At 42.3% G+C, this 13,155-nt stretch carries 13 protein-coding genes and 1 pseudogene; 9 read left to right on the top strand and 5 right to left on the bottom strand.

Translation table 11 applies throughout. The annotated features are described in order from the left end of the window. The 3 genes and pseudogenes from VIN08_RS20535 to VIN08_RS20525 all read right to left on the bottom strand — a co-directional run. Window positions 1-477 (bottom strand): annotated as a pseudogene (locus VIN08_RS20535) (ribonuclease E/G); the annotation flags it as partial. A 250-nt stretch (window positions 478-727) separates the two neighbouring features. Further along, window positions 728-1,477, bottom strand: a complete 750-nt coding sequence (locus VIN08_RS20530) for a tetratricopeptide repeat protein (RefSeq protein WP_331969069.1) — start codon at window positions 1,475-1,477, stop codon at window positions 728-730. A gap of 103 nt (window positions 1,478-1,580) precedes the next feature. Continuing rightward, on the bottom strand, window positions 1,581-1,922 hold the full coding sequence (locus VIN08_RS20525) for an HU family DNA-binding protein (protein ID WP_331969066.1): 342 nt from the start codon (window positions 1,920-1,922) through the stop codon (window positions 1,581-1,583). A gap of 98 nt (window positions 1,923-2,020) precedes the next feature. Here VIN08_RS20525 and mutY point away from each other — a divergent pair, with 98 nt between their 5' ends. The 4 genes from mutY to VIN08_RS20505 all read left to right on the top strand — a co-directional run bounded on the left by mutY (window position 2,021) and on the right by VIN08_RS20505 (window position 5,002). After that, entirely contained in the window at window positions 2,021-3,076 is a 1,056-nt protein-coding gene (gene mutY, locus VIN08_RS20520) for an A/G-specific adenine glycosylase (protein ID WP_331969064.1), read from the top strand. A 171-nt stretch (window positions 3,077-3,247) separates the two neighbouring features. Beyond that, a complete protein-coding gene (ssb, locus tag VIN08_RS20515; RefSeq protein ID WP_331969061.1) occupies window positions 3,248-3,688 on the top strand; it encodes a single-stranded DNA-binding protein in 441 nt (146 codons plus the stop codon). A gap of 111 nt (window positions 3,689-3,799) precedes the next feature. Next, window positions 3,800-4,390: a gliding motility lipoprotein GldD gene (gldD, locus tag VIN08_RS20510; RefSeq protein WP_331969072.1), complete on the top strand. Its 591-nt coding sequence runs from the start codon at window positions 3,800-3,802 to the stop codon at window positions 4,388-4,390. A 21-nt stretch (window positions 4,391-4,411) separates the two neighbouring features. Continuing rightward, entirely contained in the window at window positions 4,412-5,002 is a 591-nt protein-coding gene (locus tag VIN08_RS20505; RefSeq protein ID WP_331969058.1) for a DUF1080 domain-containing protein, read from the top strand. A 157-nt stretch (window positions 5,003-5,159) separates the two neighbouring features. On the opposite strand, the gene VIN08_RS20500 is transcribed toward VIN08_RS20505, so the two are convergent. Continuing rightward, window positions 5,160-5,810 carry an RNA polymerase sigma factor gene (locus tag VIN08_RS20500; RefSeq protein ID WP_331969055.1) on the bottom strand — a complete coding sequence of 217 codons (651 nt, stop codon included), beginning with the start codon at window positions 5,808-5,810 and terminating at the stop codon, window positions 5,160-5,162. 176 nt (window positions 5,811-5,986) lie between these two features. Between VIN08_RS20500 and VIN08_RS20495 the strand changes: the two genes are divergently transcribed. From VIN08_RS20495 to VIN08_RS20475, 5 genes are all read left to right on the top strand, one after another. Then, on the top strand, window positions 5,987-6,391 hold the full coding sequence (locus VIN08_RS20495) for a hypothetical protein (protein WP_331969052.1): 405 nt from the start codon (window positions 5,987-5,989) through the stop codon (window positions 6,389-6,391). 138 nt (window positions 6,392-6,529) lie between these two features. Then, window positions 6,530-9,373: an excinuclease ABC subunit UvrA gene (gene uvrA, locus VIN08_RS20490; protein WP_331969049.1), complete on the top strand. Its 2,844-nt coding sequence runs from the start codon at window positions 6,530-6,532 to the stop codon at window positions 9,371-9,373. A 375-nt stretch (window positions 9,374-9,748) separates the two neighbouring features. After that, complete coding sequence (locus VIN08_RS20485) at window positions 9,749-10,309, top strand: DinB family protein (RefSeq protein WP_331969047.1); 561 nt, start codon at window positions 9,749-9,751, stop codon at window positions 10,307-10,309. 141 nt (window positions 10,310-10,450) lie between these two features. Further along, window positions 10,451-11,563, top strand: a complete 1,113-nt coding sequence (locus VIN08_RS20480) for a type III polyketide synthase (RefSeq protein ID WP_331969044.1) — start codon at window positions 10,451-10,453, stop codon at window positions 11,561-11,563. Continuing rightward, window positions 11,556-12,275 (top strand): methyltransferase domain-containing protein, encoded by a 720-nt coding sequence (locus VIN08_RS20475; protein ID WP_331969041.1) that lies wholly within the window; start codon window positions 11,556-11,558, stop codon window positions 12,273-12,275. Before VIN08_RS20480 ends, VIN08_RS20475 begins: the two co-directional genes overlap by 8 nt. 24 nt (window positions 12,276-12,299) lie before the next feature. Here VIN08_RS20475 and VIN08_RS20470 read toward each other — a convergent pair. Beyond that, the coding region (locus VIN08_RS20470; protein ID WP_331969038.1) for a pseudouridine synthase at window positions 12,300-13,155 on the bottom strand (856 nt) is incomplete at its 5' end.

Genomic DNA, 13,155 nt, shown 5'->3' with positions numbered 1-13,155 from the left:
GCTTACAGCATTGGAGAATGGCACCAATACCAGGTATCGACCAGCTAATGATAACTCGCAGGATAATCGAGGCCCTTTTGTAGAGATTGGCTCTTTAACAACCTGAACGGGTATTAATTGACCCTTGGTAAGCTGCTGGGTAATTTTACCATGCTTATCAATATCAGGTTCGGTGTTGAATTTGTCGAGCTTTCCACCATTGATCTTTTTAGACCGCACAAGTTTGGTAAACTTGGAAAGTGAACTAAACTGTGGCCCAAGATCAAGGTAGTGCAGAAAGGCGTCTTTATCATAACCAACATCTATAAATGCTGCGTTAAGGCCCTGTACAACTTTTTTTACAAAGCCGAGATAAATGTCTCCTACCGAAAACTTGCTGCCTTCTTCCTCGTTGTGGAATTCAACCAGCGTCTTATCTTTAAGAAGGGCTATACGACATCCGTCCTGAGTTGCACTAATAATTAGTTCGTTACTCAAAAGACTAAATAGTTAAGTAAAAATGATGTGTATAGAAATTGCTGCTTCGTATAAAGCAGCGTAACCGGTGAACCCGGTTACGAAATTATTTTTTCTTGTGTCTGTTTTTTCTAAGACGCTTCTTACGCTTGTGCGTTGCCATTTTGTGCTTCTTTCTTTTCTTTCCGCTTGGCATAGGTGTAATGCTTTTAAAATTTCTTTACTAAGTGCTTGGCTCTTTACCTTACACCCAGCAAAGTGGGTTAAACAATTATTTTAAATCCTTTAGATAGGAATCTACTGTGGCTTGCACAGACGGATCCTTATCCAGTTGTTTCACTTTTTCGAACTGCTCCTTTGCACGTTTCTTATCGCCTGTATTCATTAACGCAATGCCGAGTAGTAGTTGACCTTGCGTATGGTTGGGGTTTACTTTCACAAGTTCTTCCAGTCGCTCAACAGCTTTGTCGTATTGACCAGATTGAACTGAGAGCATGCCCATGTTGAACAGCGCTAATTCATTTTTAGGATCATCGGCCAGAACTTCTCTCAGTAACATAATCCCCTGCATTGGGTTTGGTGAACTGATGTAGGTCATGGCCAGTTTTGTCTTTACATTCAGGTCTTTCGGACTTTCATCCAACACCTTTTTGTAAATCACCTGCGCCTTATCAGCCAGCATAGTTTGCTTGGCCTGATCGGTGGCGAAAGTAAAAGCCTGGTAATAATTATCACCGGCTTTGATCCAGCTTTCCTTCGTGTTAAAGAACTTCGATGCTTCCTCTGCAAACCACGCTGCGCTGTCAAATTTTCCAGCAATCAGGTACAGGTTTGCCAAAGAGTCGGCAAAGATAGCATTTTTTTCTTTATCCGAACTTGTTTCGATCTGAACACGAAGATGACTGATGGAAGCCACTACTTCTTTCGATGCACTGGCATGCACATCAACATGCTTGGAGACAGAATCTACAGGCGTTGCTGTTAATGGATTATCGTTTTCCACCACGCTCTTGGGAAGCATGAATATAACAGTGATCAGCACTGCGCAGACCACAATCAATATTATTCGCGTCTTTAGCATTTGTTAATTCAGAAACTGAAATATATCGGCAGGCCCGTATAGATTAATCCACATCCTCTTCCTCTTCGCGAATTTTTTCAGCGCTCTCTGCTAACAATTTTACTTTTTCGCTGTTCTTGATTTTGCTTACAAAAATCTTGGCAGGCTTAAAGGCAGGAACATAATGCTCGTCTATCACCAAAGCTGTGTTGCGTGAAATGTTGCGGGCAATTTTTTTCTTGCGCTTCTTATTGATGAAACTTCCAAAACCGCGGATATAAATGTTATTACCGTTCGACATTGAATTTTTAACCACGCTAAAAAATGCCTCAACTGATGCTGTAACATCTGCCTTGTCCACTCCGGTCTTTTCTGCGATTTCGTTAATGATATCTGCTTTGGTCACTGTGTTATATTTTTAAGTCGAAATTTTTTGGGTTGGCAAATTTATATGCCGCTCGTAGATTTAAAAATGAATATTGAAAAATTCTGATAATCAGGCTGATGGACAAGCGATATTTCTCTGATAAAGTCGTTGAATGGTATGAACAGAACAAACGAGACTTACCCTGGCGCACTACACGCGACCCTTACCGGATATGGTTATCGGAAGTTATTCTTCAGCAGACCCGTGTTATACAGGGACTTCCATACTATTTAAGGTTCGTTGAAAAATTTCCGACTGTAAAAGATTTGGCTGGTGCTGCAGAACAGGATGTGCTAAGACTGTGGCAGGGGTTGGGATATTATACCCGTGCACGCAATCTGCACAAATGTGCCCGCGAAGTTGTAGCCCGATATAATGGAATATTTCCCGATAATTTTGAAGAGTTGAAAAAACTTCCAGGTATCGGCGACTATACAGCTGCAGCTATTGCCTCGTTTGCTTACCAGGAAAAAGTAGCCGTAGTGGATGGAAACGTTTTTCGGGTGCTTGCCCGAATCTTTGGAGTTGAAAAGGAAATTAACAGTCCCGAAGGAAAAAAATATTTTACGCAGCTTGCCAACGAATTGATCTCTGCAAAAAATCCAGATCTCCACAACCAGGCAGTAATGGAATTTGGCGCTTTGTTCTGCACTCCGGCAAATCCATCATGCAATACCTGTGGTTTTTCAAAAACATGTTTTGCTTCGCTCAAGGAATTACAGGCCGAATTACCTGTTAAAGCAAAAGCGAAGGCTGCACGACCACGGTATTTTTACTATTTCGTATTTCAAAAAGGAAAATCGTTGCTCATGAAAAAGCGCGATGATAAAGATATATGGCAAGGACTTTATGATTTTTACCTGGTAGAAAAAACTAAAGCTGTCAATCCGTTAAAGATTATGCGTGAAGATGCATCTCTGAAAAATTTTGTCGAAGATGCACACATCACCTCTAAAAAATATAAACACGTTTTGAGTCATCAGATCATTCACGCAACATTTATACTTATAGATACGGATGAACCATCTGCAAAACATTTAAAATTTTATACCACCAGACAGATCGCTGCATTACCCAAGCCTGTATTGATCAGTCGTTTTCTGGAAGACCAATCGCTTGCAGTACAGAGTTGAAGCATTTTTGTTTAGAAGCCATTAAGTGGTAAATTAAATTTTTAGATTTTAATTCATCTCGCGCACTGCATTTTTAGCTTTGCAGATTGCGCCAGAATTTACGTGAATCTTTTTTGAAAGATTTGCTTCGTTGGATGGCAACAACCGTGTAAAAAATTAAATAGCAATAATATGTCAGGAGTAAACAAAGTAATTCTTGTAGGCCGTTTAGGCAAAGATCCGGAAGTAAGAAATCTTGATAACGGTGCAGTGGTGGCAAACTTCAGTATTGCAACATCAGAAAGTTATAAAGACAGAACTACCGGTGAGAAAAAAGAAGTAACAGAGTGGCACAACATTGTGCTGTGGAGAGGACTTGCCGAAATCGCCCAAAAATATCTGCGCAAAGGTGATATGGTTTTTATTGAGGGAAAACTTCGTACACGCTCCTGGGAGAAAGATGGCGTGACCCGCTATACCACTGAAATTGTTGGCGACAACATGACAATGCTTACACCGAAAACAGGTGGTGGTGGTAACGAATATTCATCAGCACCTGCTGAAAGAAGTTCATCGGAAAGTATGCGTACCAGTACTCCGGTAGATAACAGTACCGATGATCTTCCTTTCTAAATTTATTTTAATCTGAAGAGCATCAGGGTAATGATTGAGCGGCAGGAATCGCAGGGCATAAAATCAACTGCAACTAATTTTCGCTCCGGTAGTTACGGAGCCAATCGGTGGATAGTACAAAAGTATATTGCATATATACTTTTATCTATAGTGTTTTTGTGCGCCATGTCGTGCACACGCGACTATCTGCCAAAACCTTTGGGCTACAACCGGCTTGAATTACCGCCAGCGGTCTATCAGTCATTACCCGATACTCTTCCTTACTCATTCGAGTATTCGAAGCACTCCAGATTGCTTCCGGATAGTACGAATATACGCGAGCGCTATTGGATAGAAATATACTACCCAGCCTTAAAAGCAAACGTGCATGTTACGTATAAGAGCATCAACCATAACAATAAGTTGTTAAAAGAATTTCTGGACGATGCCTATACATTAACGGCCAAGCATCAAATAAAGGCATACGCGATCAACGAAGTGATAACAAAAACACCCAGCGGAAAAACAGCTGTAATAGCAGAGCTCGAAGGCGAAGTGCCCAGTCAATTTCAATTTACGGTTACCGACTCTTCTAAAAATTTTCTACGCGGAGCGCTTTACTTCAACACACAGGTTGCCAACGATTCGCTGGCTCCGGCCATTGAGTATATGAAGAAAGATATCATGCACATGATCAACACACTTGAATGGAAGAATAAATAACAACTAAAACCATCTCCATAAATGAAGCTCTCATTAATATTCCTTTTATCAATAATATATACCGCAACGTTCAGCCAATCAATTAGCCTGTTCAATGGTAAAGATCTTACCGGCTGGAAAATATATGGCACTGAAAAATGGTATGTTGAGAAAGGAGAGTTAATCTGCGAGAGTGGACCTGATAAGCAATACGGTTATCTTGCTACTGACAATGAGTTTAAAAATTTTGAATTAACGGTTGAGTTCAAGCAGGAGTCGAATGGTAATAGCGGAGTTTTCTTTCACTCTTCTATAGAAGGAACAAAGATTAGTGGCTGGCAGGCAGAAGTTGCCCCTGCCGGTAAGCACACCGGAGGTATATATGAGTCATACGGTCGAGGATGGCTGATACAACCTACACCAGACAAGGAAGGCTATCTGCAAGAGGGCGAATGGAATCGCCTTACTGTTCGTGTTGAGAATGGTTTAGTAACAACATTTCTAAACGGCCACCAGATGGTAGCCTTAACAGATGAAAAAATAGGCGCCAGCAATGGGAAGATTGCACTCCAGATCCATGACGGAGGTGCTGTTAAAGTGCGCTGGCGTTTAATTCAGATTCAAAAACTTTAATCAAAAAGTTTTCTTCTCCTGAAGGCTTTTCGAGTAGCTCAAAATATTGAGTACCGTTGCCGCTGCAGGCTGGAGCTGTGCGCCATCCATAGATCGTATCATTTCGCACAGCTCATTATAGAGGGCTTTTAACTCGCCATCACAAAGAAGGGCTTTATCAATCGCCCTGCTCTCCTCCTCCGTAGTCTCGTGGTATAAATACCTGATCAAGTCCGTTTGCGTAAAAGTTTTTATCATAGGCTCTGTATTTGATCATCTTCTTACGCAGGTTTATCAGCGCATACCGCATTCTTCCGAGAGCAGTATTTATACTTACTCCGGTGCGATCGGCGATCTCCTGAAAACTCATTTGCAAATAATGTCTCATTATCAGCACTTGTTTTTGCTCTGCGGGTAATTCCTTTATATAGTCGCGCAACTTGGAGCGCGTATCACGAAATACCTGTTTATCCTCCATGGATTCTTCCGCAAATTCCAGCGAGTTGAACACGCGGCTGCCATCTTCTAAAACAATCTCTGGGTAACGCTTGTCTTTCCGGAAGTGATCAATTGCCAGATTATGGGCAATGCGGCTAATCCATGGAAGGAATTTTCCTTCTTCATTATACCGTCCACCACGGATCGTGTTAATGGCTTTCACAAAAGTTTCCTGTAATAAGTCTTCAGCGGTATACCGATCTTTTACGATCAGGTAGATAGCTGTATAAAGCTTGGACTTGTGTCGGTGCAGGAGCGTTTCGAAAGCTTCTTCGTTACCGGTTTGATAGAGCGACACGAGTTGGCTGTCGCTGAATCTGCTGTCAATCATTCTGTCTCACATTTAGGTAACGTAGAGTTCTCTTTCGATATTGTCTGGGGTTTATGTTAGAATTGGTTTGAAAAGATAGAAAGATTCTGAATCAGCGCAAAAAATTTTTAAAAAATTCTTGCCTCTCACATAAATTCTTTAGCTATTTGCCCGCAGAAATTGTGTCACAATTCAGTATGGCCCCAAGCAAGAAAAAAGTTATCAAGAGCCTTGAGAATCTTTCAGAAGATTTAAAAGAGTTGGTGCAGGATCAGTATCCTAATGGATATGAGAGCAGCATTACCCGCATTACCAATGCTAAAAAAGAACCCATCTTTGTTTTTCCACTTGAAACAGAAGATGCTACTTATCTCGTAAAAGTACCCGTTACCAAAAACAGTGAAGGAGAATACGATCTTGACTCCACACCTAATAAAGAAGATTTTGATACTGCCGGTGGTGGCGGTGGTGGTGGCGATGACGATTTTGATTCGTCTGACGATTATGGATCATCCAGCGGTGGTGATGATGATGACTACGATGATGAGGGTGGTAGCAAAGGCGGACGCGAGGCCAGCTACGATCCTGACTTCGATAGCTAAGCGGATAAAAAATTTTGCGTTTATAAATGAACACCATCCTGGCGGATGGTGTTTTCTTTTTTCATTCCGGAAAGCATCTGCTTCGGTTTTTTAAAGAAGAAAGATTGTTTACTTTGAATACATAAACAAGGAGACCCCGTGAGCCAGGCACTAACAGCAACCGATTCATTTCTTGACGAACTCAATCCCAAAGAGTATATCATTATTAAGCGGGCACGTGTTAACAACCTCAAAAATCTGAGTGTTGCTATACCGCGCAACAAACTGGTGGTTATAACAGGGCTCTCTGGTTCCGGTAAATCTTCACTCGCTTTCGATACATTGTTTGCCGAAGGGCAACGCATGTACGTAGAAAGCTTGAGTTCATACGCGCGACAATTTCTCGGTCGCATGGAGAAGCCCGAGGTAGACTATATTAAAGGCGTATCGCCTGCTATAGCTATCGAACAAAAGGTAAATACACGCAATCCACGATCAACCGTAGGGACAACGACTGAGATTTACGATTATTTAAAGTTGCTCTTTGCCCGTATCGGCAAAACCTATTCGCCTGTTAGCGGTAAAGAAGTGAGAAGAGATACTGTTTCTACTGTAGTGGATACTATTAATAGGCTTCCTTCCGGCACGCGCGTTATGATAGCCTGTCCGTTGCATATCAAGAAGGGAAGAAAACTTGTTGATGAATTAACCCTCTTACTGAGCAAAGGCTTTGCCCGCATTTTGGTAAATGGCGAAGTAAAGTTTATTGAAGAGTTGGTCGGCACCGAGGCAGAAGGTGCCAAGAAAAAGAAAGCAATAAAGATCGAAGGAGAAATTGAAATTCTCATCGACCGCGCCAGTATAAACCCGGAAGACGAAGACACAACATTCCGAATTTCAGATTCTATTCAAACCTCTTTCTTCGAAGGCGAAGGCGATTGTATAGTATATGCAGAAGGTCAGAATAAATTACACTTCTCTGATCGCTTCGAGCTCGATGGTATGAAATTTACTGAGCCCTCTATTAATTTCTTCAGCTTCAATAATCCGTATGGTGCCTGTCAAACCTGCGAAGGCTTTGGAAAAATTCTGGGTATAGATGAAGACTTGGTTATACCTGATAAGTCTCTTTCGGTGTATGAAGGCGCTATAGCTCCCTGGAGAAGTGAGACCATGGGCGAATGGCAGAAGCCTCTGTTGAAGAACGGAATCAAATTTGATTTCCCGATTCATCGGCCCTATAATGAGCTCACTAAAAAACAACAGGAGCTGTTGTGGGAGGGTAATGAATATTTTGATGGCATCAACGGCTTCTTCAAATATCTGGAATCTAAAACACACAAGATCCAATATAGGGTAATGCTGTCGCGTTACCGTGGAAGAACTAACTGCCCTGACTGTAAAGGAACACGACTGCGCAAAGATGCACAGTATGTAAAGATCGCTGATACTTCTATTACCGATATCGTATTACTTCCGATAGAAGAAGCATTGGTGTTCTTCGAAAAACTGAAGTTGCCTGTGCACGATCAGAAAGTATCAGAAAGAATTTTAACGGAGATCCGTTCACGACTGGAGTATCTTACAAAAGTAGGGCTTGGCTATCTTACCCTTAACCGGATCACTTCAACACTTTCCGGTGGCGAGTATCAACGCATCAAACTGGCCACTTCGCTGGGAAGTGCACTGGTGGGTTCCATGTATATACTTGATGAACCAAGCATCGGTCTGCACCCAAAGGATACTGATCGTATGGTGAGCGTGTTGAAAACATTACGTGATCTCGGCAACACCGTTATTGTAGTGGAGCACGAAGAAGAAATTATGCGTGCTGCCGATCAGATCATAGATATAGGACCTGATGCCGGTAGTCATGGTGGCGAACTTGTATTTCAAGGTTCACTAAAAGATGTAAACGGAAAAGTAAAATCGCACACGACCGATTATCTCACTGGTCGCGAAGAGATTTCTATACCCACCGTAAGAAGAAAGTGGAAAGATTCGGTAACCGTACATGGTGCACGCGAGAATAACCTGAAGAATCTCACTGTAAAATTTCCGTTAGGTATACTTACGGTTGTTACCGGTGTGAGCGGGTCCGGAAAATCTACACTCATCAAAAAGATTTTATACCCATCACTCGGAAGATTGAATGGCTCGGTTGCTGAGTCGCCAGGTAAATATGACAAGCTGGATGGCGATTTTCAGAAAATCACACAGGTTGAATTTGTCGATCAAAATCCAATCGGTAAATCTTCACGCTCCAATCCTATCAGTTATGTAAAGGCTTATGATGCTATTCGTAACCTATATGCCGACCAGGCTCTTTCGAAACAACGCGGTTACAAACCATCGCATTTCTCTTTTAATGTAGAGGGCGGACGGTGTGATACCTGTGAAGGTGAAGGAGAGATTCGTGTAGAAATGCAGTTCATGGCCGACATCTTTTTGAAATGCGAAAGTTGTCATGGCAAACGCTTTAAACAGGAAGTGCTGGAGATAGAGTATAACGGAAAAAATATAGCAGATATACTCGATATGACTGTTGAAGAGGGGCTGGAGTTCTTCCGTGATAAAAAAGCTGTGTACGATAAAATACTTCCACTCAGTGAAGTGGGTCTTGGCTATGTTAAGCTCGGGCAATCGTCCAACTCATTAAGCGGTGGTGAAGCACAACGGGTAAAGCTTGCTTCATTCCTTGGCAAAAACTCTCCGGAAGGACATATACTGTTCATCTTTGATGAGCCCACTACAGGTTTACATTTCCACGATATATCCAAGCTGCTCAAAGCCATTAATGCATTGGTTGATCAGGGACATAGTGTGTTGGTGATCGAACATAACCTGGAGGTGATCAAATGTGCTGATTGGATTATAGATCTCGGGCCTGAGGGTGGTGAGAAGAAAGGGGGCACATTAATGTTTGAAGGAACACCGGAGGATATGATCAAAAAAGGTAAAGGATATACTGCCGAGTTTCTGAAGAAGAAACTGGTTGGATGATGGTGGATATAATGACCGCTAAAGAGGTTTACTAAAAGTGTATTACACTGTCATTCCAAACAGGCCCGTATAAAAGCCGATCACAATCGCCACAACGATTCCCAGTACGAGTAAAATTTTCCGTTTTGTTAACATTACTTCCAGGGTCATGCTTTATAGACACGAAAGGTATGGCAGAAGTTGTATGCACTGAAAAGTTTTTTGACCATCCGGAATATTACCAGATTGAAACGTAGGAAACTGAAGATGAACCGTCAGGCAAACTATATATCTGTTCAACCATGCAGCAGGTATACCTATAAATCAGAGGTTTTATAATAATCCGGCCGGGTTTCTTACTACCTTAGAAGATACCTTGAACCCCCCCTAATCATCATGAAAAATTTCACCACTCCACTAAAACAAACTGCGCTGTTTGCAGCCGCATTTGTTCTCGCTTCATTTATTCCGAGAAGTGAATCGCCTGAAACCTTTTATGCATCTCAAACTCTGGCATCTAACTGGGAGCGCGCTAAAGCTTATACCAAAGAGTATCTGGATGCAGCCCCCGAAGAAATGTATAGCTTTCAGCCAACAGCCGAAATGCGAACGTTCGGTCAGCAGATGATGCATATAGCAGAAGCGAACTATGGCATCAGTGCTGTTGCTGCCGGCAAAACACCTCCTATAACTTTCGGCCAACTCGAAAAATCGGATAAAGCCAAGAGTAAAGCAGAAGTAACAAAGGCTGTTATGGAGAGCTACGATTTTGCTATAGCAAACGCAAAAGGTCTTAACGATATACAGATGCAAGAGATGGTAAAGCTTTTTAATTTTGATATGAACCGTGGCACAGCTATGGAAAAAGCTTTTGAGCACCAAACCCATCACAGAGGGCAAACTACCGTTTACCTTCGCCTGAAAGGTGTTACCCCGCCGGCAGAAAAGTTATTCTAAACATATACAGGCTGCCCGGGAAAGGCAGCCTGTTACCTTTTTGTATAACTCTCCCCTTTTGAAAGTATATATATTTGGTTTCTTTTAAGGCAAAGAAACCTCTGCGCGCAAGAAGAGGTTTGGATTTACATAGAGAAGGGAATGAGTTATATAACTGCCATCGGAACGGCAAATCCTCCGCATCGCTTTAGTCAGCAGACCATAGCCAGGTTCATGGAGAAGACCATGAATCTCAATACGACCGAGAGTCGTAAATTACATACTATATTCAGAGCGAGTGGTATAGAGTATCGTTATACCGTATTGGAAGATTATGGAAAGGATGATTCGTTTACTTTCTACCCGAATACACCCGGTCAAGAGCCGTTTCCTTCTACTGAAAAAAGATTACGCGCTTTTCGTGAGCATGCGCTAGGTGTAAGTGTAGCGGCCGTAAAAGACCTGAAAACTTCCATCTCTCCCTCCGCCTTTCAGGCACAGGAAATTACTCATCTCATTGTGGTGTGTTGCACCGGTATGTATGCACCGGGCCTCGATATAGAGCTGGTGCAGGAGTTAGGTTTACCTTCTACTATTCAACGCACCAGTATAACGTTTATGGGTTGCTATGCAGCCTTTAATGGTTTGAAAGTAGCTGATGCCTTCTGCAAGGCCGATAAAAATGCTAAAGTACTTATCGTATGTACAGAGCTATGCAGTCTGCATTTTCAGCGCGAGGCTACTGATGATAATCTTCTGGCCAATGCGCTCTTTGCTGATGGCTCTGCCGCTATATTGGTAGAAGCTAAACCCACCATGAGAAGTTTGAAGATAGAAGCTTTTCATAGCGACCTTGCCCCCGAAGGAAAGCAAGACATGGCCTGGAGCATTGGCGACCTTGGCTTTGAAATGAAACTCTCTACTTACGTGCCTGATATCATCCGCAAGGGCATACGAAATCTAACCAACCTCTTGCTGCAACGAGCAAATGCCAACGGTAACGGTATACGCCATTTTGCTATACACCCGGGCGGCAAAAAGATACTGGAAGCTATCCAGCAGGAGCTTGGTATAAGCGAAGAGCAAAATATACATGCCTATACTGTTTTGAAGAACTTTGGCAATATGTCGTCACCCACGGTATTGTTTGTATTGAACGAAGTCTTCAAAAAACTGTCTATAGCAAACCAGGATGAGCGCATACTGAGTTTTGCATTTGGACCTGGCCTTACGCTCGAAAGTATGTTACTTAAAATTGAAATACAGGATGCCTGATTTCAAATGCCGATCTACTGCGTTGGAGATAATGGACGACCTTGATTGCTCGGGTGAAGTCGTAGATCAAACATTGCGTGAACTTGAATTTATTAATACATGGCTGGGCGGCAACCAGGTAACAATTGGCGCGCTGCAATTACTTCTCAAAAAAAGTGAAAGTAAAGATTCAATACGTATTGCAGACCTCGGCTGTGGCGGTGGCGATATGCTCCGGCTTATTCATCGATGGGCAAATAAGAATAACATTGCTGTAGAGTTAACCGGTATAGATGCCAATGTTAACATTGTAAACTTTGCGAAACAGAATTTGAAAGATATACCTCAGATTCGGCTTATAGCGATGGATATATTTTCCGATGAATTTCGCAGTATGAAATTCGACATTGTTATCGGCACTCTCTTTTATCATCACTTCAGCGATGAACAACTTAGTATATTCTTCCGGCAGCTATCTCATCAATCATCTTTAGGATATATTCTTAACGATATACACCGGCATCCGCTTGCCTATTATTCCATACGATTGTTGACCCGGCTGTTTTCAAAATCGGCTATGGTAAAATTCGATGCACCACTCTCGGTGCTTCGTGCATTTAAAAAACGTGAACTGATTTCTATCTTTAGTCAGGCGCACACTTCAAGCTATAGTATACAATGGAAGTGGGCCTTTCGCTGGCAGGTAGTTGTAAAAACAGAGCGGAGAGCATAACTCTCCGCCAGTATATATTCTGAACTATCTATAGTTCTTTAGCCGGATAATCTCTTCCTTCTTCAGGAAGCGCCATTCACCACGGCCAAGATCTTTTTTATCAAGGCCGGCATACACAGAGCGATCTAGTTTTACCACCTGGTATTCGAGTGATTCGAATATTCTTCTCACTACTCGGTTCCAACCAATATGCAACTCTACCCCTACTGTTTTGTTGTCATCGGATATAATAGCCAGATCGTCTACCATAGCTTTACCTTCTTCAAGATGTATACCTTCTGATATTTTCTGGAAGTCGGCCTTCGTAAGCGGACGATCGAGTTCTACCTTATATATCTTCTTAACATTATACGATGGGTGCATCAGTTTATCTGCGAGGTCGCCATCATTGGTAAGCAGTAGCAAGCCTGTTGTATTACGATCCAGGCGCCCTACCGGGTATATACGTTCTTTTATATGATTGCCAAGCAAGTGCATTACTGTATTACGCTCCTGCGGATCGGCCGTAGTGGTAAGATAGCCTTTCGGTTTATTCAACAGAACATATACCGGCTTTTCAGCTCTCAGTACTTTACTTTCATAGCGAACTTCATCACCGGGATTTACTTTATATCCCAGCTCGGTTATTGTTTTACCATTTACCGAAATGAGGCCCATTCCTATAAGTTCATCGGCTTCACGTCTGGAGCAAACACCGCTGTTCGCTATATACCTGTTAAGACGAATCTTTTCAGTTTGTGCCGGAGCTTCGGTTGCCGTTGCATCAAAGCTTTTGCGCCCACCGGTAGTTTTACGTTTACTTGCAAAACCTCTGGAGTCACTCTCTCCATCTTCCGATATACGCTTCCTGAACGATCTGCCTTCCGGCTTGTCAAAATCT

It is taken from the genome of Ohtaekwangia sp., assembly GCF_036568665.1.
Taxonomy (GTDB): Bacteria; Bacteroidota; Bacteroidia; order Cytophagales; family Cyclobacteriaceae; genus Ohtaekwangia.
This window is presented reverse-complemented; position numbering and strand designations above follow the sequence as displayed.

Bases quoted from the DNA above. Each gene is read 5' to 3' on its own strand.
- VIN08_RS20495 (WP_331969052.1), top strand. From the start codon at position 5,987: ATGGCCCCAAGCAAGAAAAAAGTTATCAAGAGCCTTGAGAATCTTTCA.
- VIN08_RS20505 (WP_331969058.1), top strand. From the start codon at position 4,412: ATGAAGCTCTCATTAATATTCCTTTTATCAATAATATATACCGCAACG.
- mutY (WP_331969064.1), top strand. From the start codon at position 2,021: ATGGACAAGCGATATTTCTCTGATAAAGTCGTTGAATGGTATGAACAG.
- ssb (WP_331969061.1), top strand. From the start codon at position 3,248: ATGTCAGGAGTAAACAAAGTAATTCTTGTAGGCCGTTTAGGCAAAGAT.
- VIN08_RS20530 (WP_331969069.1), bottom strand. From the start codon at position 1,477: ATGCTTCCCAAGAGCGTGGTGGAAAACGATAATCCATTAACAGCAACG.
- VIN08_RS20480 (WP_331969044.1), top strand. From the start codon at position 10,451: ATGAGTTATATAACTGCCATCGGAACGGCAAATCCTCCGCATCGCTTT.
- VIN08_RS20500 (WP_331969055.1), bottom strand. From the start codon at position 5,810: ATGATTGACAGCAGATTCAGCGACAGCCAACTCGTGTCGCTCTATCAA.
- VIN08_RS20485 (WP_331969047.1), top strand. From the start codon at position 9,749: ATGAAAAATTTCACCACTCCACTAAAACAAACTGCGCTGTTTGCAGCC.
- VIN08_RS20475 (WP_331969041.1), top strand. From the start codon at position 11,556: ATGCCTGATTTCAAATGCCGATCTACTGCGTTGGAGATAATGGACGAC.